21 protein-coding genes, 2 tRNA genes and 1 pseudogene are annotated in these 21097 nt (G+C 67.7%); 17 read left to right on the forward strand and 7 right to left on the reverse strand.

Going from position 1 to position 21097, the window contains the following annotated elements; all coding sequences use genetic code 11:
* Nucleotides 1-11: 11 nt before the first annotated feature.
* From pstS (M3M27_RS13515) to rnt, 11 genes are all read left to right on the forward strand, one after another.
* Nucleotides 12-1025, forward strand: a complete 1014-nt coding sequence (gene pstS / locus M3M27_RS13515; protein WP_140722028.1) for a phosphate ABC transporter substrate-binding protein PstS — start codon at nucleotides 12-14, stop codon at nucleotides 1023-1025.
* A gap of 329 nt (nucleotides 1026-1354) precedes the next feature.
* On the forward strand, nucleotides 1355-2455 hold the full coding sequence (gene pstS, locus M3M27_RS13520; protein WP_140722031.1) for a phosphate ABC transporter substrate-binding protein PstS: 1101 nt from the start codon (nucleotides 1355-1357) through the stop codon (nucleotides 2453-2455).
* Between the two features lie 157 nt (nucleotides 2456-2612).
* Complete coding sequence (gene pstC, locus M3M27_RS13525) at nucleotides 2613-3587, forward strand: phosphate ABC transporter permease subunit PstC (protein WP_434025952.1); 975 nt, start codon at nucleotides 2613-2615, stop codon at nucleotides 3585-3587.
* Complete coding sequence (gene pstA / locus M3M27_RS13530; protein WP_140722037.1) at nucleotides 3587-4450, forward strand: phosphate ABC transporter permease PstA; 864 nt, start codon at nucleotides 3587-3589, stop codon at nucleotides 4448-4450. Before pstC ends, pstA begins: the two co-directional genes overlap by 1 nt.
* Before the next feature lie 19 nt (nucleotides 4451-4469).
* Nucleotides 4470-5312, forward strand: a complete 843-nt coding sequence (gene pstB, locus M3M27_RS13535; protein WP_434025953.1) for a phosphate ABC transporter ATP-binding protein PstB — start codon at nucleotides 4470-4472, stop codon at nucleotides 5310-5312.
* Nucleotides 5313-5426: 114 nt separating this feature from the next.
* A complete protein-coding gene (phoU, locus tag M3M27_RS13540; RefSeq protein ID WP_140722043.1) occupies nucleotides 5427-6137 on the forward strand; it encodes a phosphate signaling complex protein PhoU in 711 nt (236 codons plus the stop codon).
* 110 nt (nucleotides 6138-6247) lie between these two features.
* Nucleotides 6248-6571: an RcnB family protein gene (locus M3M27_RS13545; RefSeq protein WP_140722045.1), complete on the forward strand. Its 324-nt coding sequence runs from the start codon at nucleotides 6248-6250 to the stop codon at nucleotides 6569-6571.
* Nucleotides 6572-6671: 100 nt separating this feature from the next.
* On the forward strand, nucleotides 6672-7004 hold the full coding sequence (locus tag M3M27_RS13550) for a hypothetical protein (RefSeq protein WP_434025954.1): 333 nt from the start codon (nucleotides 6672-6674) through the stop codon (nucleotides 7002-7004).
* Nucleotides 6991-7854, forward strand: coding sequence for an HvfB family MNIO-type RiPP peptide maturase (locus M3M27_RS13555; protein ID WP_434025955.1), 864 nt, complete (start codon nucleotides 6991-6993; stop codon nucleotides 7852-7854). Before M3M27_RS13550 ends, M3M27_RS13555 begins: the two co-directional genes overlap by 14 nt.
* A complete protein-coding gene (locus M3M27_RS13560; protein WP_434025956.1) occupies nucleotides 7847-8590 on the forward strand; it encodes an HvfC family RiPP maturation protein in 744 nt (247 codons plus the stop codon). The genes M3M27_RS13555 and M3M27_RS13560 overlap by 8 nt, the downstream gene beginning before the upstream one ends.
* Before the next feature lie 120 nt (nucleotides 8591-8710).
* A complete protein-coding gene (gene rnt, locus M3M27_RS13565; protein ID WP_434025957.1) occupies nucleotides 8711-9358 on the forward strand; it encodes a ribonuclease T in 648 nt (215 codons plus the stop codon).
* Nucleotides 9359-9464: 106 nt separating this feature from the next.
* Here the strand turns inward: rnt and rlmB are convergent, their stop codons facing one another.
* From rlmB to rnr, 3 genes and pseudogenes are all read right to left on the reverse strand, one after another.
* The gene (gene rlmB / locus M3M27_RS13570) at nucleotides 9465-10208 is read right to left on the reverse strand and encodes a 23S rRNA (guanosine(2251)-2'-O)-methyltransferase RlmB (protein WP_140722060.1); all 744 of its coding nucleotides are present in this window, start codon (nucleotides 10206-10208) and stop codon (nucleotides 9465-9467) included.
* A 168-nt stretch (nucleotides 10209-10376) separates the two neighbouring features.
* The gene (locus M3M27_RS13575) at nucleotides 10377-10841 is read right to left on the reverse strand and encodes a GFA family protein (RefSeq protein ID WP_140722064.1); all 465 of its coding nucleotides are present in this window, start codon (nucleotides 10839-10841) and stop codon (nucleotides 10377-10379) included.
* Nucleotides 10842-10851: 10 nt separating this feature from the next.
* A pseudogene (rnr, locus tag M3M27_RS13580) lies at nucleotides 10852-13236 on the reverse strand (ribonuclease R); the annotation flags it as partial.
* Nucleotides 13237-13428: 192 nt separating this feature from the next.
* Between rnr and M3M27_RS13585 the strand changes: the two are divergent.
* Nucleotides 13429-13513, forward strand: a tRNA-Leu gene (locus tag M3M27_RS13585).
* A 121-nt stretch (nucleotides 13514-13634) separates the two neighbouring features.
* Nucleotides 13635-13985, forward strand: a complete 351-nt coding sequence (locus M3M27_RS13590; protein WP_434025958.1) for a DUF6538 domain-containing protein — start codon at nucleotides 13635-13637, stop codon at nucleotides 13983-13985.
* Nucleotides 13986-14004: 19 nt separating this feature from the next.
* Here the strand turns inward: M3M27_RS13590 and M3M27_RS13595 are convergent.
* Nucleotides 14005-15104, reverse strand: a protein-coding gene (locus tag M3M27_RS13595; protein ID WP_109724937.1) for an IS3 family transposase whose coding sequence is annotated in 2 segments (ribosomal slippage) — nucleotides 14005-14855 and nucleotides 14855-15104 — 1101 coding nt in all. Because the reading frame shifts where the segments join, the coding sequence is not laid out codon by codon here.
* A gap of 449 nt (nucleotides 15105-15553) precedes the next feature.
* Nucleotides 15554-16087, reverse strand: a complete 534-nt coding sequence (locus M3M27_RS13600; protein WP_434025959.1) for a hypothetical protein — start codon at nucleotides 16085-16087, stop codon at nucleotides 15554-15556.
* Nucleotides 16088-16212: 125 nt separating this feature from the next.
* On the opposite strand from M3M27_RS13600, the gene M3M27_RS13605 reads away from it, so the two are divergent.
* Nucleotides 16213-16482: a hypothetical protein gene (locus M3M27_RS13605; RefSeq protein WP_434025960.1), complete on the forward strand. Its 270-nt coding sequence runs from the start codon at nucleotides 16213-16215 to the stop codon at nucleotides 16480-16482.
* 178 nt (nucleotides 16483-16660) lie between these two features.
* On the opposite strand, the gene M3M27_RS13610 is transcribed toward M3M27_RS13605, so the two are convergent.
* Complete coding sequence (locus M3M27_RS13610; protein WP_434028022.1) at nucleotides 16661-18133, reverse strand: GDSL-type esterase/lipase family protein; 1473 nt, start codon at nucleotides 18131-18133, stop codon at nucleotides 16661-16663.
* 173 nt (nucleotides 18134-18306) lie between these two features.
* Here M3M27_RS13610 and M3M27_RS13615 point away from each other — a divergent pair.
* A tRNA-Leu gene (locus M3M27_RS13615) sits at nucleotides 18307-18391 on the forward strand.
* 85 nt (nucleotides 18392-18476) lie between these two features.
* Here the strand turns inward: M3M27_RS13615 and M3M27_RS13620 are convergent.
* Nucleotides 18477-19655: an MFS transporter gene (locus M3M27_RS13620; protein WP_218569628.1), complete on the reverse strand. Its 1179-nt coding sequence runs from the start codon at nucleotides 19653-19655 to the stop codon at nucleotides 18477-18479.
* 142 nt (nucleotides 19656-19797) lie between these two features.
* Between M3M27_RS13620 and M3M27_RS13625 the strand changes: the two genes are divergently transcribed.
* Nucleotides 19798-20244 (forward strand): winged helix-turn-helix transcriptional regulator, encoded by a 447-nt coding sequence (locus tag M3M27_RS13625; protein WP_434025961.1) that lies wholly within the window; start codon nucleotides 19798-19800, stop codon nucleotides 20242-20244.
* 341 nt (nucleotides 20245-20585) lie between these two features.
* Entirely contained in the window at nucleotides 20586-21068 is a 483-nt protein-coding gene (locus M3M27_RS13630) for a lipocalin-like domain-containing protein (protein ID WP_140722076.1), read from the forward strand.
* The last annotated feature ends 29 nt before the right edge of the window (nucleotides 21069-21097 follow it).

The following is a 21097-nucleotide window of genomic DNA, read 5'->3' on the forward strand; positions in this document are numbered from 1 at the left end:
AGCAATCTCGAATGCATTCCCTCAAGAACCGCGTGCTGGTCGGCCTCGTCGCCGCCTCGTTCGCCTTCGCGTCGCAGGCCGCCGACATCACGGGCGCCGGCGCCTCCTTCATCTATCCGGTGATGTCCAAGTGGTCGGCCGACTACGCGAACGCCACCGGCAACAAGGTCAACTATCAGTCGATCGGCTCGGGCGGCGGCATCGCCCAGATCAAGGCCGGCACCGTCGATTTCGGTTCCTCCGACGCGCCGCTGAAGCCGGAAGACCTGGCCGCCTCCGGCCTGGCGCAGTTCCCGTCGGTGATCGGCGGCGTGGTGCCGGTCGCCAACGTGCCGGGCCTGCAGCCGGGCGCGCTGAAGCTGGATGGCCCGACCCTGGCCAACATCTTCCTGGGCAAGATCACCAAGTGGAACGACCCGGCGATCGCCGCGCTCAACGCCGGCCTGACCCTGCCCGACCTCAAGATCACCGTCGTGCACCGCTCGGACGGCTCGGGCACCAGCTTCAACTACACCAACTACCTGTCCAAGGTCAGCCCGGACTGGAAGGCCAAGGTCGGCGAAGGCACCACCGTGCAGTGGCCGGCCGGCATCGGCGGCAAGGGCAACGAAGGCGTGGCCGCCTACGTCAAGCAGATCCGCGGCGGCATCGGCTACGTCGAGCTGGCCTATGCGCTGCAGAACAAGCTGAGCTACGCGCAGTTGAAGAACGCCGCCGGCCGCTTCGTGCAGCCGAGCGACGAGAGCTTCGCCGCCGCGGCCGCCAGCGCCGACTGGGCCAACGCCAAGGACTTCTACCTGGTCATCACCAACGCCCCGGGCGCCAATTCCTGGCCGATCACCGCCACCAACTTCATCCTGGTGCGCAAGAAGGCCAAGCCGGCCAACCTGAAGAACACCACCGATTTCTTCCGCTGGATCTACGCCAACGGCGACGCCCAGGCCAAGCAGCTCGACTACGTGCCGCTGCCCGACTCGCTGGTGCAGCAGATCGAGGCCTACTGGACCAAGTCGGTACAGAAGTAATCGAGCCAAGGCAGGCGAAGGGGCGCCTCTCCCTCCCCTTCGCCCACCGCGACGCGGGCCCTCGTGGCCCGCGTCTTTTTTGGGGACCCGGATCCGGCTGCTCTCGCGGCTCTCCGCAGGAGGGACTTCCACCCCGGCAACAGGCCGGCAAAGCCCGCCGGCGCCGGAGCCGTCCCGGGCAACGCCTCTCCGAGGCAGCCCCCCCTGCCTTTCCGCGACCCAGGTCCCGAATCCCGGCCCCGGAGCCCTGTAATCAACATGTAACAAAAACATCATTTCATAGCGTGGCCCGCCGGAATCACCGGCAAGAACCCGTTATGGAGCACCGCATGAAACTGCAATCGGCCGGCCTCGCCGCCCTGTCCCTGGCCATCGCCCTGGCCATGACCGCTTGCAACAAGCCGGGCAACGAAGCCCAGCAGCCTGCCGACGCGGCACCGGCCGCCGGCAATGCGTCCGCCCCCGCCGCCGGCGATGCCAAGGCGGCCGAGATCTCCGGCGCCGGCGCCTCCTTCATCTATCCGCTGATCTCGAAGTGGTCGGCCGACTACAACGCCGCCACCGGCAACAAGATCAACTACCAGTCGATCGGCTCGGGCGGCGGCATCGCCCAGATCAAGGCCGGCACCGTCGACTTCGGCTCCTCCGACAAGCCGCTGGCCAGCGACGAACTGGCGCAGTCGGGCCTGGGCCAGTTCCCGTCCGCGATCGGCGGCGTGGTGCCGGTGGTCAACCTGGAAGGCATCGAGGCGGGCAAGCTGCGCCTGACCGGCGCGCTGCTGGCCGACATCTTCCTGGGCAAGGTCAGCAAGTGGAACGATCCGGCCATCGTCGCCGCCAACCCGGGCGTGAAGCTGCCCGACGCCAAGATCAACCTGGTGCATCGCTCGGACGGCTCGGGCACCAGCTTCAACTTCACCAACTACCTGTCCAAGGTCAGCCCGGAGTGGAAGGAAAAGGTCGGCGAAGGCACCTCGGTGCAGTGGCCGGGCGGCGTCGGCGGCAAGGGCAACGAGGGCGTGGCCTCCTACGTGCAGCAGATCAAGGGCTCGATCGGCTACGTCGAACTGGCCTACGCGCTGCAGAACAACATGCCGTACGCGTCGCTGCAGAACGCCGCCGGCAACTGGGTGCAGCCGAGCGCGGAGACCTTCGCCGCCGCGGCCGCCAGCGCCGACTGGAAGAACGCCAAGGACTTCAACCTGGTGATCACCAACGCCCCGGGCGACCAGGCCTGGCCGATCACCGCCACCAACTTCATGCTGATGCACAAGCAGGCCAAGGACCCGGCGCGCGCCAAGGCCACGCTGGATTTCTTCAAGTGGGCCTTCGAGAACGGCCAGCCGCAGGCCAACGAGCTGCACTACGTGCCGCTGCCGCCGGAGCTGGTGCAGCAGATCGAGGCGTATTGGGCGGCTGAGTTCAAGTGACGCAATGGCGCGGCCGGGCCGAAAGCCCGGCCGCCTTTGCCATTGCGTCATCCCCGCGAAAGCGGGGATCCATGGACCTTGCCTTTGCCGTCGGTTCTGAACGTCCATGGATCCCCGCTTTCGCGGGAATGACGAGTTTCCCCTTACCGGACCTCAAATGAACGCCACCGTCATTCCCGAAGCGATGACCGCCCCCCGCGGCCGCGACCTGCGCGACGCCCGCGCCGACCGGCTGTTCAAGGTGGCGCTGACCGCCACCGTCGTCTTCGTCCTGATCGCCCTCGCCAGCGCCGCGCTGTCGATGCTGTGGGGCGGCCGCCACGCCCTGCAGATGGAGGGCCTGAGCTTCTTCTACTCGGCCGAGTGGAATCCGGTCGAGAACAAGTACGGCGCGCTCGCGCCGATCTACGGCACCATCGTCACCGCGCTGATCGCGATGCTGATCGCGGTGCCGGTGAGCTTCGGCATCGCCTTCTTCCTGACCGAGGTCGCGCCGCGCTGGCTGCGCGCCCCGATCGGCACCGCCATCGAGCTGCTGGCCGGCATCCCGTCGATCATCTACGGCATGTGGGGCCTGTTCGTGCTGGTGCCGGTGATGACCGAGTACGTCACACCGTTCCTCAACGACCACGTCGGCACGCTGCCGCTGGTCGGGCCGCTGTTCCAGGGCCCGCCGCTGGGCATCGGCATGCTCACCGCCGGCTTCGTGCTGGCGATCATGGTGATCCCGTTCATCTCCTCGGTGATGCGCGAAGTGTTCCTGACCGTGCCGACCCGGCTGAAGGAATCGGCCTACGCGCTCGGCTCGACCAGGTGGGAAGTGAGCTGGGACATCGTCCTGCCCTACACCCGCTCGGCGGTGATCGGCGGCATCTTCCTCGGCCTGGGCCGCGCGCTCGGCGAGACCATGGCGGTGGCCTTCGTGATCGGCAACACCGTGCGGCTCTCGCCGTCGCTGCTGGAACCGGGCACCACCATCGCCGCGCTGATCGCCAACGATTTCGGCGAAGCCACCGAGACCTACCGTTCGGCGCTGCTGCTGCTCGGCTTCGTGCTGTTCATCGTCACCTTCGTGGTGCTGGCGATCGCGCGGCTGATGCTGCAACGCCTGTCGCGCAAGGAGGGCAACTGATGTCGGCCGTCTCGCAACGCCTCTACAACCGGCGCCGCCTGGTCAACGCGGTCGCGCTGGCGCTGTCGTGCGCCACCGCGCTGTTCGGCCTGTTCTTCCTCGGCTGGATCCTGTGGACCCTGGCCGCCAAGGGCATCGCCGGCATCAGCCTGGACCTGTTCACCAAGACGACGCCGCCGCCGATGCAGGAAGGCGGCCTGGCCAACGCCTTCTTCGGCAGCGCCGTCATGTGCGTGCTGGCGATCGTGATCGGCACGCCGCTGGGCATCGCCGCCGGCACCTGGCTGGCCGAGTACGGCAACGCGCGCAAGGCCGGCACCGTGGTGCGCTTCGTCAACGACATCCTGCTGTCCGCGCCGTCGATCGTGCTGGGCCTGTTCGTCTACACCCTGTACGTGATGCAGACCGGCGGGCAGTTCTCCGCGTTCGCCGGCGCGCTGTCGCTCGCGTTCATCGTGCTGCCGGTGGTGGTGCGCACCACCGACGAGATGCTGCGGCTGGTGCCGGCGCAGATGCGCGAGGCGGCGCTGTCGCTGGGCATCCCGCAGTGGAAGGTGATCGTCCAGGTGCTCTACCGCAGCGCCTCGGCCGGCATCGTCACCGGCGTGCTGCTGGCCCTGGCCCGCATCTCGGGCGAGACCGCCCCGCTGCTGTTCACCGCCTTCGGCAACCAGTACTGGAACACCAACGTGTTCCGCCCGATGGCGAGCGTGCCGGTGGTGATGAACCAGTTCGCCGGCAGCCCGTACGAGTCGTGGCAGGTGCTGGCCTGGGCCGGCGCGCTGGTGCTGACCGTGTTCGTGCTGCTGGTGAGCCTGGGTGCGCGCGCCCTGCTCCTGCGCAACAAGATTTCCCATGACTGACCTTTCCTGGAAGCCCGCCATGAACGACCTCCACAACGCCGGCCAGAGCGCGGCCATGAGACAGCGCATCGCCGTGCCGGTTTCCGGCGAGACGGCGCTGGCGCCAGCACCGGTCAAGCTGGCCGCGCGCGGGTTGAACTTCTACTACGACAAGTTCCACGCGCTGAAGGACATCAACCTGGAGATCCCGGAGAAGCGCGTGACCGCCCTGATCGGTCCCTCCGGCTGCGGCAAGTCCACCCTGCTGCGCATCTTCAACCGCATCTACGCGCTCTATCCCAAGCTGGAGGCGCGCGGCGAGGTGCTGCTCGACGGCGAGAACATCCTCTCGCCGAAGTACCCGATGAACCGCCTGCGCAGCAAGGTCGGCATGGTCTTCCAGAAGCCGGTGCCGTTCCCGATGACGATCTTCGAGAACGTCGCCTACGGCATCCGCCACCACGAGAAGCTGTCCAGGAGCGAGATGAACGACCGCGTCGAGCAGGCGCTGCGCCAGGGCGCGCTGTGGGACGAGGTCAAGGACAAGCTCAACCAGAGCGCGCTGGGCCTGTCCGGCGGCCAGCAGCAGCGCCTGTGCATCGCCCGCGCGGTGGCCCTGCGCCCCGACGTGCTGCTGCTCGACGAGCCGACCTCCGCGCTGGACCCGATCTCCACCAGCCGCATCGAGCAGCTCGTGGAAGAGCTGAAGAACGACTACACGATCGTGATCGTCACCCACAACATGCAGCAGGCGGCCCGCGTGAGCGACTACACCGCCTTCATGTACCTGGGCGACCTGATCGAGCACGACCGTACCGAGACGATCTTCTCGCAGCCGTCCAAGCAGCAGACCGAGGACTACATCACCGGGCGTTTCGGCTGATGCCGAACCGCCGTGATTCGTGATTCGTGATTGGCGATTCGCAGAAGCAAGCCCCAGCCACGAACCGATGCCGCCACGAATCACCAATCACGAATCACCAATCACGGACATGCCATGAACAACCTGCCCAACGACCACATCGTCAAGAGCTACGACGAAGAGCAGCACCGGCTGGTCGCCGAGATCATCCGCATGGGCGAGACCGCCGTGGCGCAGCTGGAGGCCGCGCTCGACGTGGTCGAGCGCCGCGACGACAACGCCGCGCACCGGATCATCGCCAACGACGAGGCGATCGACGCGCTCGAACACGCCATCAGCCACGACGTGATGCGGCTGGCGCTGCGCGGCCCGATGGCCCGCGACCTGCGCGAGATCCTGGTCGGGTTGCGCATCCCGTCCGACATCGAGCGCATCGGCGACTACGCCGCCAACGTCGCCAAGCGCTCGATCGCGCTCAACGCCGTGCCGCCGCTGCCGCAGACCGTGGGCCTGCGCGCCCTGGGCGAGCTCGCCGCCGAGCAGGTGCGCCAGGTGCTGCAGGCCTACCGCAGCAACGATGCCGAGGCCGCCATGCAGGTCCGCACCGCCGATGCCCGCCTGGACGCGCAGTACACCGCGCTGTTCCGCGAGCTGCTGACCTACATGATGGAAGACCCGCGCAACATCACCCCTTGCACGCACCTGCTGTTCATGGCCAAGAACCTCGAGCGCATCGGCGACCACGCCACCAACATCGCCGAGAACGTCTGGTTCCTGGTGAACGGCGACCAGCCGCTGCCGCCGCGCGAGAAGCGCGACGACACCAGCACCACCGTGGCTCCTTGAGAACCAACCTGAATAGGCGACCACGGCGGCCGGGGGACTTAATTTCGCGTTCACGCGGCGGACTCTAGCGTTCGTTCCGCAGGCGGATCCTGCCCAGAGGAGAACCACCCATGAAACGCGTCCTCGCTTCGATGCTCGCAGTGGCCATGCTGTCCGGCAGCGGCCTCGCCTTCGCCGATCCCCCGCCGCATGCCGGCGGCCACGGCAACGCCCATGGAGACAAGGGCAAGGGCCCGCCGCCGGGCCAGGTCAAGCGCTGGCAGAAGGGCGACCGCCTGCCGCGCGACCATCGCGGCGTCTATGTCTCCGACTACGCCCGCTACGGCCTCAAGCCGCCGCCGCCCGGCCACCAGTGGCGCCGGGTCGACAACGACTACGTCCTGGTCGCGGTGGCCACCGGCATCATCGCCAGCGTGATCCTCGGCGACCATTGACCCGGCACGGCAAGGGCCCCGCCAAGCGCGGGGCCCTTGCCGTCCACGTCCCCCTGGAGCGCGCTAAGCTGCCGGCTCATCCACGCGACCGGAGCACGACATGAACCGCATCAACCGTACGGCGACCCTGGGCGCAGTCCTGGTGGGCGGCAGCCTGCTGGCATCGCCGGGTTTCGCGATGACCGACCTGGCCCAGGGATACGCCCTGGGCGCCGCGCAGGACACGACCGCCACGCCGAAGGATCCCCAGCCCCGGCAGACCCCGGTCCCGCGGCAGGACGCCGCTCCCAGGCCGCAGGAAAAACAGGACGCCTCCGAGCCGGCGCCGGCGCACGCCGACAAGGCCAAGCACGGCGAGAAGAAGAAGGACGCTTCCGGCAAGCAGATGAGCGAAGGCAAGTGCGGCGAAGGCAAATGCGGTGGCGCGCTCTGACGGCGCGGCGCCGCACCTCGCCGCGGGCCTCGGCCTGCGGCGTGGCCTGATCGGCGCACTGCTGGAAGCCCCGGCCAGCGCCTTCGATTTCCTCGAATGCGCGCCCGACAACTGGATCGGCGTCGGCGGCGCGCTCGGCGAGCAGTTGCAGGCGCTCGCCGAACGGCATCCGCTGACCTGCCATGGGCTGTCGCTTTCGCTCGGCGGCGTCGCGCCGCTCGACGAGGAATTCCTGCGGCGCACCCGCCGGTTCCTGGACCGTCACCACGTCGCGCTCTACAGCGAGCACCTGAGCTGGTGCAGCGACGATGGCCAGCTCTACGAGCTGATGCCGCTGCCGTTCACCGAGGAAGCCGTGCGCCACGTCGCGGCGCGCATCCGCCGCGTGCAGGACGTGCTCGGCCGGCGCATCGCGGTGGAGAACGTTTCGTACTACGCCGAGCTGCCCTCGCCCGGGCAGGCCCGCCTGTCCGAACCGGAATTCGTGCGCGCCGTGCTGGACGAGGCCGGCTGCGACCTGCTGCTCGACGTCAACAACGTGCACGTCAACGCGGTCAACCAGGGCTACGACGCGCGCGCCTTCATCGACGCGATGCCCTCCGCGCGCATCGCCAGCTACCACATCGCCGGCCACCACGACGAAGCGCCCGGCCTGAAGATCGACAGCCATGGCCGGGACGTGCATGCCGACACCTGGCGGCTGCTCGCGCACGCCTATGCCCGCCATGGCGTGCGCCCCACCCTGCTGGAAAGGGATTTCAACCTGCCGCCGCTGGCGCGACTGCTGGACGAGCTGGAACGGGTCCGCGACCTGCAACGCGCGTTCCCCGTGCAGGCCGCGCATGCCTGAAGCGCTCGAACGCCTGCTGGCGGGATTCGCCGCGCACCTGCGCGATCCCGCGCATGCGCCGGCCCCCGCAGGGATGGATCCGCGGCGGCTGCAGGTCTATCGCGAGCTTTACCTCAACAACCTGGAAAGCCTGCTGTCCGGCAACTTCCCCGTGCTGCGTCGCACGCTCGGCGACGCGGCGTGGCGGCGGCTGTGCGACGACTTCGCCCGCGACCATCGCGCGCGCTCGCCGCTGTTCACCGAAATAGGCCGGGAGTTCCTCGATTACCTGGACGAGCGCGACCCCGCCGCGCTGCCGCCCTGGCTGCCGGAACTGGCGCACTACGAATGGATCGAGCTGGACTTGCTGCTCGACGGCGCTCCGCTCCCGCCGCACCTCCCCGATGGCGATCTGCTCGCCGGCACTCCCGTGCCGTCGCCGGCCGTGCGGTTGCTCGGCTATCGCTGGCCCGTGCACCGGATCGGCCCCGATTTCCAGCCGGAGGCGCCGCCGCCCGCCCCCATCTGGCTGTTGGCGCATCGCCGGGACGGCCAGGTGCGCTTCGCCGAACTGTCTCCCTTGGCCGCCCGCCTGGTCGCGCTGCTGGGCGAAGCCGGGGCCGGCAGCGGCAGGCGCACGCTCGAACGGCTCGCCGCCGAAGCCGGCGCATCCGCCCGCGAAGCCTTCCTGCAGGACGGCGCGCAGTTGCTGTACCGGCTGCGCGAGCAGGGCACGATCCTCGGCACCGCGCCCTGATGCGGGGCCGGCACGGGAAGCATGGAACGGGCCCGGCCGTATCCCGCGCCGCATCGAATCAGCCAGGAAAAGGGCCAGGCCCGCAACGGCGGATGTTTTTCGACCTGCTAGGCTATTGCGATGAGCAACAACGTCGAAACCCCACCCGTCCCCTCCGTGATCCCGATGTCGCGACGCTTCCGCGGTTACCTTCCCGTGGTCGTGGACGTGGAGACCGGCGGCTTCGACTGGAACCGGCACGCCCTGCTGGAAATCGCCTGCGTGCCGATCGAGATGGACGAGAACGGGCTGTTCCGGCCCGGCCAGACCACCAGCGCGCACGTGGTGCCCGCCCCGGGCACCGATATCGATCCCAAGTCGCTGGAAGTCACCGGCATCGTGCTCGACCATCCGTTCCGCTTCGCCAAGGAGGAAAAGGCCGCGCTGGACCACGTGTTCGCCCCGGTCCGCGAGGCGGTGAAACGCTACGGTTGCCAGCGCGCGATCCTGGTCGGCCACAACGCCCACTTCGACCTCAACTTCCTCAATGCCGCGGTCGCGCGTACCGCGCACAAGCGCAACCCGTTCCACCCGTTCAGCGTGTTCGACACGGTGACGCTGGCCGGCGTGGCCTATGGCCAGACCGTGCTCGCGCGCGCGGTGCAGGCGGCCGGGCTGGAGTGGAACGCGGCCGACGCGCACAGCGCGGTCTACGACACGGAGCAGACCGCGCGGCTGTTCTGCAAGATCGCCAATGCCTGGCCAACAGGCGCGGCAGGCGCCGGCTAGCCAAGTCGCATCCGCAAGGCGCGGGCGGCACGCGAGGCTTCGGTTTCCCTGGCCATCGCGGCCGAGCCCTGCCCCGGCCGCCACCTTTCGAGCGAACGCCGCGGCCTCAGCCGCGCTGCCGGACCGCCTCGAACAACGTCACGCCGGCCGCGACCGACACGTTCAGGCTCTCGATCTCGCCCGGCATCGGGATGCGTACCAACTGATCGCACTGTTCGCGGGTCAGCCGGCGCAGGCCGTCGGCCTCGCCTCCCAGCACCAGCGCGACGTTGCCGCGCAGGTCCAGCGCATACAGGGAGCCTTCCGCCTCGCCGGCCAGGCCGTAGATCCATACGCCTTGCTTCTGCAGGTCGCGCAGGCAGCGCACCAGGTTGGTCACCGCCACCACCGGGATGCGGTCGGCGGCACCGGCCGAGGTCTTGCGCACCGTGGCGTTGATCGTGGCCGACTTGTCCTTGGGGATGACCACCGCGGTGACGCCCGCCGCGGCCGCGCTGCGCAGGCAGGCGCCGAGGTTGTGCGGGTCCTGCACGCCGTCGAGCACCAGCAGCAGCGCCTTGCCCCCGGCGGCCTCGACCAGGCCTTCAAGCTCGTTCTCGTTCCAGGTTCGCGCCGCGGCGTACCGCGCCGCCACGCCCTGGTGGCGGACGCCGCCGCCGACGCCGTCCAGCGCCTGCGCATTGACCCGGCGCACGTCGATGCCCTTGCGGCGGGCGTTCTCCTCGATCTCGGTCAGGCGCGGGTTCTTGCTGCCCGCCTCGACCAGGACCTCGCGGACGTTGTCGGCATCGTTCTCGATCGAGGAAGCGACGGCGTTGACGCCGACGATCCACTGGTTCTGCTTGCTCATGGCGGGCTACTGGAAAAGAAAGCGGGCATGGTAGGCGCTGGCGGCCATCGCCGCCATGCTCCACCTCAGGAAGAGGTCTTCATTATGGGAGGGACTTCAGTCCCGACGCTTTTGGAAGACCACCCCTGTCGGGACTGAAGTCCCTCCCACGAATAATGTTCCAACTCATCAAGGCCAGCGCTGGGTGTCGTGGTCCGGATGCTGGTTCGACACGAGCCGCGCCAGGAACTCCGTCGCCTCCACGTCCTGCTCGGTGCGCGTGCCGGGCAGCGCATGCAGGGTATCGACGAACGGCAGCTTGGCTTCCAGGCCGTACTGCAGCGTCGGCGGCAGCCGTTCCGGCTGGTCGAACGCGCCGGCCGCGATCGCCATGCCGTCCGGCGCCTCGTAGGTCAGCGGCGTGCCGCATTCGGCGCAGAAGCCGCGCTTGACCAGGTTCGAGGAGGCGAAGCGCTTCGGCTCCCCGCGCGTCCAGGCGAATTCCGCGCCGCGCACCGACACCAGCGGCGCGTAGTAGGCGCCGAACGCCTTCTGGCACATCCGGCAATGGCAGATCGAGGCATGGTCCAGCGTGCCGCGCGCGTGGAAACGCACCGCTCCGCACTGGCATCCGCCGCTGTATTCGTCCGTCATGGTCGCCCCCTCAGTATTTCTGCTTGGTCCGCTTGGCCGGCTTGCCGCGCGGCGGCAGCGGCGGCAGGCCATCGGCCTCCGGCTGGTCCAGCCGCTCCACCAGCCGGAAGTCGATCTTGCGCTCCTCCATGCTGGCCTTCAGCACCAGCACGCGTACCCGGTCGCCGAGCCGGTACTCCATGCCGCGGCGCTCGCCGGTCAGCGTCTTGCGCACCGCGTCGAAGTGGTAATAGTCCTGCGGCAGCTGGGTGACGTGCACCAGGCCGTTGACCTTCGACTCGTCCAGTTCCACGAACAGGCCGAAACTGGTCACGCCGCTGATCACGCCGTCGAAGCGGCCGCCGACGTGCTTCTCCATCCACGCCGCGCGGTAGCGCTCGTCGACCTCGCGCTCGGCCTCGTCGGCGCGGCGCTCGCGCTCGGAGCATTGCAGCGCCAGCGCCGCCATCTCGCGCGGCGTGTACAGGTACTTGTCCGGGCGGCCGCCGGTCAGCCCGTACTTGATCGCGCGGTGCACCAGCAGGTCCGGGTAGCGGCGGATCGGCGAGGTGAAGTGCGCGTACGCCTCCAGCGCCAGGCCGAAGTGGCCGCTGTTGTCCGGCGAGTACACCGCCAGGCTCTGGCTGCGCAGCAGCACCGACTCCAGCAGCGCCGCATCCGGGCGCTCGCGCACCTTCTTCAGCAACTTGGTGTAGTCGCCGGGCTTGACCTTGCCCCATGGCGGCAGGCTGAGCTTGAACTCCTTGAGGAACTCCAGCAGGTCCTCGTACTTGTGCTCCGGCGGCCGCTCGTGGATGCGGTACGGCGCCGGGATGTGCGCGCCCAGCAGGTACTTCGCCGCCTCGACGTTGGCGGCGATCATGCATTCCTCGATCAGCTTGTGCGCGTCGTTGCGCACCAGCATCCCGGCCTGGGCGACCTCGCCGCGATTGTCGAGCACGAAGCGCACTTCCGAGGACTCGAACTCGATCGCGCCGCGCCGCGCGCGCGCCTTGGCCAGCACCTGGTAGAGCTGGTGCAACCGCTGCACCTGCGGCAGCAGCGGGCCTATCGCCGCCTTCGCCTCGGCGTCGTCCTCGCCCACCGCCTTCCAGACCTGCGTGTAGGTCAGGCGTGCGTGCGAGTTCATCACCGCCTCGTAGAAGCGCGAACCGGTCACTTCGCCCTTGCGGTCCACCTGCATGTCGCAGACGAAGCACATCCGGTCGACCTTGGGGTTCAGCGAGCAGATGCCGTTGGACAGCGTCTCCGGCAGCATCGGCACCACGAAGCCCGGGAAGTACACCGAGGTGGCGCGCTTTTGCGCCTCGTCGTCCAGCGGCGTCCCCGGCCGCACGTAGTGGGACACGTCGGCGATCGCCACCACCAGCCGGAACCCGTCCTTGTTCGGCTCGCAGTACACCGCGTCGTCGAAGTCCTTGGCGTCCTCGCCGTCGATGGTCACCAGGGGCGTGCGGCGCAGGTCCACGCGCTTGCCGACCATCTCCGGCTCGACCGCCAGCGGCACCGCCGCGGCCTCGTCCAGCACTTCCTTCGGGAATTCGTAGGGCAGGTTGTGGCCGTGGATCGCGGTCTCGACCAGCAGCGACGGCGTCAGCTTGTCGCCGAGCACGGCGACGATCCGGCCGATCGCGGGGCGCCGGCCGTCCGGCGGCGCGACCAGTTCGCACACCACCAGTTGCCCCTCCCTCGCCCCGCCGGTGCCGTCGGGCGGCACCTGCACGTTGCGCTGCACGCGCTTGTCGTCCGGCTCGACGTAGGCGATGCCCAGTTCGTAGAAGAACCGGCCGATCAGCCGGGTCATGCGCCGTTCCAGCACGCGCGCGATCGCGCCCTCGCGGCGGCCGCGCCGGTCGATGCCGGTGACGTTGGCGAGCGCGCGGTCGCCGTGCATCACCTTGCGCATCTCGAACGGCGGCAGGAACAGGTCGTCGCCGCCTTCGTCGGGCTTGAGGAAGCCGAACCCGTCCGGGTTCGCGATCACCGTGCCGGCGATCAGGTTGGTATGCCGCACCGGCGCGAAGCCGCCGCGACGGTTCTGCACCAGTTGCCCGTCGCGCACCATCGCCCCGAGCCGGCGGCCGAGCACCTCGATGCGCGCCTGCAGCCCGAGCCGTTCGGCGATTTCCTCCGCGGTCTGCGGTCCCTCGCAGGCTTCCAGGAATTCCAGGATCGCCTCGCGGCTGGCGATCGGCTCGGCATAGCGTTCGGCCTCGCGCGCCGCGTGCGGGTCGTGGAAGCCGCCGGCCTGCGGGGGCGGGCCGAGCGGCTTGCGCGGTTTGGGCGCCTCGCCGGGCGACTTGCCGGCGCGCGGCTTGCCGGCGGCCGCCGCCTTGCCCGGCTTCGCGGCCTTCGGCGCGGGGGCGGTGAGCGACTCCGGCATCCAGGCCGGCAATGCGCGCTTGCCGGCCTTGCCATGCGGTTTCGGGGACGCGGCCTGCTTCGTCGCGTGCTTGCGGGGCGCCTTGCCGGCGCTTGGCGTTTTCTTCTTCATCGGCGCCATGGTAACCGCGCGCCTGCATGCGTACCGTCATGCCGGCAGGCATTGACAGACACCGCGTTCACCTCCAGAATTCGCGGCCCACCTGCCCAGGTGGCGGAATTGGTAGACGCACTAGTTTCAGGTACTAGCGGGTAAAACCGTGGAGGTTCGAGTCCTCTCCTGGGCACCACTGATTTAGGGTAACACCCCCGAAACCCCGCTCTGGCGGGGTTTTCGCGTTTTGGGGTGCCACGTCAGGGGGTATGGTGCCCAGAGAGTGACAGGACGCTGTGCCGGTCAGCACGACGCCAATGACCGCCCGCAGCTTCCTGTACCGCCGCAACGGCATCTACTACTTCCGCTGGCCCATACCGCTCGCCTGCCGGCAAAGGATGCCCCCCGGTAGCCCCGTCGAACTGCGCACCTCCCTGCGAACCTCCCATCCCGGTACCGCCCGTCACCTTGCCGCGAGGCACTGGCTGGCCGCTCTGGACGTTGCCCAGCGCGTCCTTGTCTCCCGTTCAGCCATTCGCTACAACGACCTTCTGAACGCAATCAGGGGGCATGTTGGGATGGATGGAAACACCGCGCCTGCGCAAGCTGCTGGCGACACGCTGGTGACCTTGGGAGAGGTAGCGGGAACGGTTGAGGTGCTGACCTGAGTATGGAACTTGTAGCCAATCAGGCAGTGAGTCCGGGGTTGATGGTATCGGGTTTCGACCAGTTCCGGCGAACGCTCGCCGGGGGTTTGTAACCATGGGCGCTGTGCGGCCGCTGCTCGTTGTAGAACTGCCGCCAGCGTTCGATCAGTACCTTCGCCTCGGCGCGGCTGCGGAACCATTCGCGGTTCAGCAGCTCGTCCCGCAGCTTGCCGTTGAAGCTCTCGACGAAGCCGTTCTGCCAGGGGCTGCCCGGCGCGATGAACGCCGGGCCGATCGCCGCGTCGCGCAGCCAGCGCATCACCTTGGCCGCCGTGAACTCGGCGCCGTTGTCGGAGCGGACAAAGGCCGGCTTGCCGTAAAGCCGCATCAGTCGCGACAGCGTCAGGACCACGTCTTGTGCCCGCAGGCTGGCCCCGACCTCGATGGCCAGGCATTCCCGGGTGTATTCGTCGATCACGCACAGCATCTTCAGCGAGCGCCCGTCGACCATCTGGTCGTGGACGAAGTCGTAGCTCCAGACCGCATTCGGGCGCACCGCGCCCGGCAGACGGATGTCGTTGCCGGAACGACGGCGACGCGGTCGTCGGCGGGGAATGTTCAAACCCAGTTGGCGCCACAGGCGCCGCACCCGGGCTTCGCCCAGGTCCAGCCAGGCCGCCATCCGGCGATACCCGAACCGCGGCACCTTCGGCGACGCGGCCAGCAGCCGCTCGGCCACCGCCTGGTCCTTGGCGGCCTGGCGCGGGGCGTAGCTGGCGATGCGGCGGCTCAGGCCCAGGTATCGAAGGGCCTTGCGCTGCGAGAGACCCCGACGGACCAGCATCTGGACCGTGTCGCGTCGTTCCGACGGGGTCGTCATTTTTTTCGGACGATCTCCTTCATCCCGTCGATGACCAGCATCTGCTCGGCGACCAACCGCTTGAGCCGGGCGTTCTCGGACTCGAGGTCCTTGAGCCGGCGGGCATCTGGAACGTCAAGGCCGCCGAACTTGTTGCGCCATCGGAAAAAGGTCTGCTCGGTAACGTTGTGCTTCTTGCACAAGGCCTTGATCGACATGGCGCCGATCTCGGCCTCGCGCAGGATGCCGATGATCTGCTCGTCGGTGAATCGCTTCTTCATGGAGCTCTCCTTCCTGTCGAGGGTAGAGAACTCACCAGCCAACTGGCTACACGATCCGTCTCAGGTCAATTAGGCTCATATTCAATACCTTTCCAGAACGTTCTTCTTGAAATCCTGTCGAGGATTCGCATCGTAAACGAAGAGATTGAGCAGTTCAGGTTTTACTTCCGTCAAACATTTACAACGACCGGCGAGAATCGCGACCTGCTTGATGGCAATATTGATGGAAGCTATAGAGCCATAAGAAGTCAGGTAATGAAGATTTCGGACCATATTGACGAGGCAGTGATGGAAGAGAGCAAGCCATGAAACAGATGTAACCTTGGGCATGGAGCCAATCACGCGTCAAATCTTAGTAATAGTAAATCTGGGGAGAGCTTTACTCCCCTCTGCCACTAGCCAGCGATATGCCCGAGGCGGCATGCCTCCATACGAAGTGAATCGAGTTCTTAAATCGTCGGTCGGATGGGCATAAACAGAACAAGCACTCCATCAAAGTTGTCGTCGCATTTCTTCAGGGCGTAATGGGTCAATTCGCTCCTGTCGTGCTCGTTATCCAACTCGATGAACCAATCGTCTCTATTCGGACAGTTCACTTTTGGGTCTCCACACAACCTTCCTGAAGACCGCCAGAGCTTCCGGACTACATCCTTGTAGGCCATTGGGCTACCGGGCAGACGCATGAGGCAATGGATGTGCGTTCCTTGTCGAACACCCGGCGGCGATGTGCTCCACATCATCTCCTTACCGAAGTCTTCCACTATCGGACACATGGGAATCCGCTTCTTCGATTTCTGGCCGAATAGGTGGCACTTCAGTTTGTGGGCGAAGGTGCCGAATACCTTCTCCGCAAATTTGTAGCTAACTCCCTCGTCGCCACTGAACGTGAACGTCACCATGACATTGTGCTCCCCGCGTTGGAGCCAGTCTGCGGCCTGTTGTTGAAAGTCAGTTCTCGAATACTTTGAATCCGTGTCGTCCATTGCCTATACCTTCAAGAGCGTTGTGCGTTTGTGCTCTCGCAGGTATCTTCCAAGGTTCGGACACTTCGCAAATACAGGCTATGGCTCGCCCCGGTGGCAACCCCAATCTATTGAAGGTCCGGAACATGGACACGACCGCTGCAAACGCTGCCCGACAGGCGGCAGCGGACAAGCAGGCGCTGCAAGTATTCGATTGGACCCGCGAGGCGCTAACCAAAGGATGCACCACGCTTGCCGAATGCATGACATGGCTTAACAACCACGGAAACTACACTCGCGGCAAGAACTCGAAGCCTTGGTCCGACAAGACCTACCGGCGGGCGCTGAAGCGTCTAGGACGCCGGCAACTCATCTCGGTGAGCGATGCCCGCCAATTGCTGGACCTTCTTGAGTAGCGCGAAGCAGGCTAGATATGCGACGATGGGGTGTGACATCTGGGCACCAACGCCTGATGCCAAGCCTTATCAATCAACAACTTGAGATGGATAGGACCGTCAGAGCGCCAGTCCTCTCCTGGGCACCAGGATCCAAGAAACCCGCCTCGCGGCGGGTTTTTTCGTTGGCGCGCCCGGCTCAACGGGCCGGGGCGCCGATGCCCGCCTCGCGCAGCGCCTGCGCCCAGATCCGGTAGCCGGCCTCGTTCGGGTGCGTCGTGTCCGGGAACAGCGATTCCGGCAGCGTGCCGTCCTTGTCGAGGAAGCGCGCGCCGATGTCGAGCCAGCGCACCGACGGGTCGCCGGCGAAATGCGCGGCGAGCAGGCGGTTGGTCTCGGCGATCGGCGCACGCAGCGCATCGCCGGCGTGGCGCCCGCGCGGGAAGATCGCCATCAGCACGATCCGCGCCTTGGGCAGCCGCTGCCGGACCTGCGCCACCACCGCCTGCACGCCTTCGGCGACCTCGGCCGGGGTGCTGGTGCGCGCCTGCTCGGTGCCGGCGAGATTGTTGGTCCCGATATTGATGACGACCCACTCCGGGTCCAATCCGTCCAGTTCGCCCTGGCGGATCCGCCAGAGCACGTTCTGGGTGCGGTCCCAGCCGAAGCCGAGGTTCAGCACGCGCCTATCGCCATACAGCCAGCGCCACGATTCCGGCCCGCTCGCGCGCACGCCGCGCGGCGTGCCGGACCAGAAGTGGGTGATCGAGTCGCCGATCATCACGACCTCCGGGTCGAGCGTGCGCGCGGCGGCCAGGGCGCCGTGGTGGCGGGCGAACCAGTCGTACGAATCCTGTTCCAGCCGCGGCACGGGGATCAGCGACGTGTTGAACGACGTGCCCAGTTGCGCCATCGGCACGCGCGGCGGCTCGCCGAGCAGGCGCGCCAGGGTCGGCTCGATCGCCTCGGCCATCATCCGCTGCCCGCGCGGGTCGGGATGCAGCGCGCCGGCCGGCGGATCGAAGCGGGTGTCGTAGAAGCGCGTGGTGTCGAGGCGGCCATCGCGCATGAACACCGAGCCGATGTCCAGGTAGGTCACCCGCGGGTTGTCGCCATAGCGCTCGGCCAGGTAGCGATTGACCTCGGCATCGGCGCGGCTCTTCTCGGCCGACAGGTCGCTGGGCAGCAGCCCGAGCAACAGGATGTGCGTCTGCGGCAGTTTCTGCTCCAGCCTGGCCACCACCGCATCGATGCCGAGCTGGGCCTGCTCGGCGCTCTGCTCGAGCCAACCGGTGTTGTTGGTGCCGATCAGTACCACGGCCACCTTGGGACGCAGGCCGTCGACTTCGCCGTGATCGAGCCGCCACAGCACATGCTGCGTGCCGTCGCCGCTGAACCCCAGGTTGAGCGCGCCGCGCGCACCGTAGAAGGCGTTCCAGGTCGGCAGGAAATCCTCGTCCGGCGGATCGCCCTTCTCGTAGTTGTGGGTGATCGAATCGCCGATCAGCAGCAACGGCGCATCCGGGTGCGCACGCACCTGTTCGAGCACGTGCTGGTGGCGCTGCGCCCACCACGCCTCGCCCAACCGGTCGGCCGGCACCGCCGAGACCGGCAAGTCGTCGGCCGCCAGCGCGCCCGCCGACAGGCCCAGCCCCGCCAGCAGCGCGAACATCATCGCGCGCGCGCCCTGCGCTCCCCGTTTCCAGTACGCCATCTGCCACCCTCCTCCCGGTACGTGGCGCCGATTGTGTCCAGCCGAGCGCGTGCGGGACAAGGAATACCCGCCATCGGATTCGGAATGCTTGACACGCGTTCTCGGCCAGGCCAAAATTCCCCTCCTGAGTCGCCCAGGTGGCGGAATTGGTAGACGCACTAGTTTCAGGTACTAGCGGGTAAAACCGTGGAGGTTCGAGTCCTCTCCTGGGCACCACGACTCAAGCCAAGAACCCCGCTTTTTGCGGGGTTTTCTGCTTCATGGCCCCGGCTTCCGAAGCACCGCTCGGCGCGCCGCGACGTTACCGTCGGCGGAAGGCGTCCGGCACGCAGCGCCGCGTCGCGCCCCAGAACGCCACCGCAAGCAAGCTGACCGCCGCCCCCAGCAGGCACACGCCGTGCCATCCGGCGCGGGCATAGGCGTAGGTCGTGGCGATCGCTCCGAGCCCGCTGCCGACCGCATAGAACAGCATGTAAAGCCCGACCAGCCGGCTGTGCGCCTGCGGCCGCGTGCGAAAGATCATGCTCTGGTTGGTCACGTGCAGCGCCTGGCCGCCCAGGTCCAGCAGCACGATCCCGAGCAGCAGCGCCCACAGCGAACGGTCCATCAGCGACAGCGGCCACCACGCCAGCAGCAGCACCACGAGCGCGGCGATGCTGGTGCGCTGGCCGTATCCCCGGTCGGCCCACCGGCCGGCGCGCGCGGCCGCCAATGCCCCGACCACGCCGGCCAGCCCGAAGGCGCCGATGAGCGTGTGCGAGAAACCATGGGGCGGCGCGCTCAACGGCAACACCAATGCGCTCCAGAAGATGTTGAAGACCGCGAACATCAACAGCGCGAGCACGCCCCGGACCTGCAGGACCCGCTCCTCGCGCAGCAGCGCCAGCATCGAGGCGAGCAAGCGCGGGTAGCTCATGCCGCCGGGCGCGGGCGGCAGCGCCGGCAACCGCCTCCACAACGGCCACGCGATCGCCAGCATCGATCCGGCGGCGCAGAAGTACACGCCGCGCCACCCGGCCAGATCGCTGATGCCCCCGGCGAACACGCGCGCGAGCAGCAGGCCGATGAACACCCCGCCCTGCGCCGTGCCCACCACATGGCCTTGTTCCCCGGGAGCCGCGGCACTGGCCGCGTACGCGATCAGCCCCTGGGTCATGGCGGTGCCCAGCAGGCCGACGCAGAGCATGCCCAGCAGCAATACCGTTGCGGATCGGGCCAGCGCGACGGCCACCAGCGCACCCGCCAGGGCCAGCAACTGCACCGCCATCAGCCGCCGGCGGTCCACGCGATCGCCGAGCGGCACCAGCAACAGCAGCGCCAGCGCGCAACCGGCCTGCGTGGCGGTGACCACGCCGCCGATCGCGGCCCGCTCGATGGCGAAATCCCGCGCCAGCGCATCCAGCAACGGCTGCGCGTAGTACACGTTCGCCACGCTCAGCCCGCTGGCGGCCGCGAACAACAACACCAGCCCGCGGGGCATGCCCGCTCCTTCGCAGGCGTTTGCGGGTCCGGCAAGGGACGAAGTTTCCATGGGGTAATCCAGTTTCAAAACAAAACCGATTGAACGATGCGCCAATCGGTTTTAAATTGCAACCACAAGACACCCGCCCGGATCGCCCGCCGTGCCCGACCGCAAGCCGCCGAACGACCAGCCCTGCCCCGTCGCCCGCTCCGTCGACGTGGTCGGCGACCGCTGGGCCCTGCTCATCGTGCGCGATGCCTTCGACGGGCTGCGTCGCTTCGGCGATTTCCAGCGCAACCTGGGCGTGGCGCGCAACATCCTGTCCGATCGCCTGCGCAAGCTGGTCGACGCGGGGATCCTGGAGACGCAGGCCGCCTCGGACGGCACGGCCTACCAGGAGTACGTGCTGACGGCCAAGGGCGAGAGCCTGTTCCCCGTGGTGGTGGCCTTGAGGCAGTGGGGCGAGCGCCACCTGTTCGCCCGCGGCGAGCGGCACTCGACGCTCATCGACAGGAGGACCGGCAAGCCCGTCCCGCCAATGAGACCCCAAGGCGGCGACGGCGGCGACCTGAGGCCGGAAGACACGCAGGTGCGGAAGCTGCGGTAGCGACGCGCCCAAGCGGCGAAAGCGCTTGCTTCCAAAAGCAAGAAGCGCCCTCATCCGCCCTTCGGGCACCTTCTCCCACTGGCGGGAGTAGGAAGCCTTGCCCGTCGAACGACACCGGTAAGGCCCGTCGGACGGAAGTCCTCCCGCAGCTCGCATGAGGCGATACGAGGGAGCTCCTCGATCGCGAACGCCGGCAAAACGCGGGTTGGAGCGGCCCGGGCCGTTCGATTGACACCCCCGGGGGCGCACCTACAATCCGCGAAACGGCGCCCCCTGGCTGCAAGCGCGTTCCATCGATCAAGGACCGATCCGTCTCTCCAGCGAAAGAAGGAATCCTCCCGATGAAGACCCCCACGAAAGCAGCCGTCCTCCTCCTGGGCGCCGCCCTGGCCGCCACCGCGCAAGCGAAGGACGACGCACCGCTGGCCGGATCGTGGCGGCTGGTCAGCTACCAGGTCGAATCCAAGGACACCGGCAAGAAGATCCCGGCGATGGGAGACCATCCCACCGGCCGCGTGATCTTCACCGAGGACCACCGCGTCGCCTTCGTCCTGACCGGCGAAGGCCGCAAGAACGGCACCACGGATGCCGAGCGGGCGGCGCTGCTGAACACGCTGGTCGCCTACACCGGCATCGAGCAGACCAAGGGCAACCAGTGGTGCACCAAGGTCGAAGCGGCCTGGAATCCCGAATGGGTCGGCACCACCCAGTGCCGGGAGTTCCGTCGCGAGGGCGACCGCCTGGAAGTGCTGACGCCCTGGCGGCAGATGCCGAACTGGCCCGGCACCACGCGTTCGATCATCACCTTCGTGCGCGACAAGTAGCCTGTCCGGTCGCGCATGGAGAACGCCGG

It is taken from the genome of Xanthomonas boreopolis (genome assembly GCF_046529185.1).
Lineage (GTDB): Bacteria > Pseudomonadota > Gammaproteobacteria > Xanthomonadales > Xanthomonadaceae > Pseudomonas_S > Pseudomonas_S boreopolis.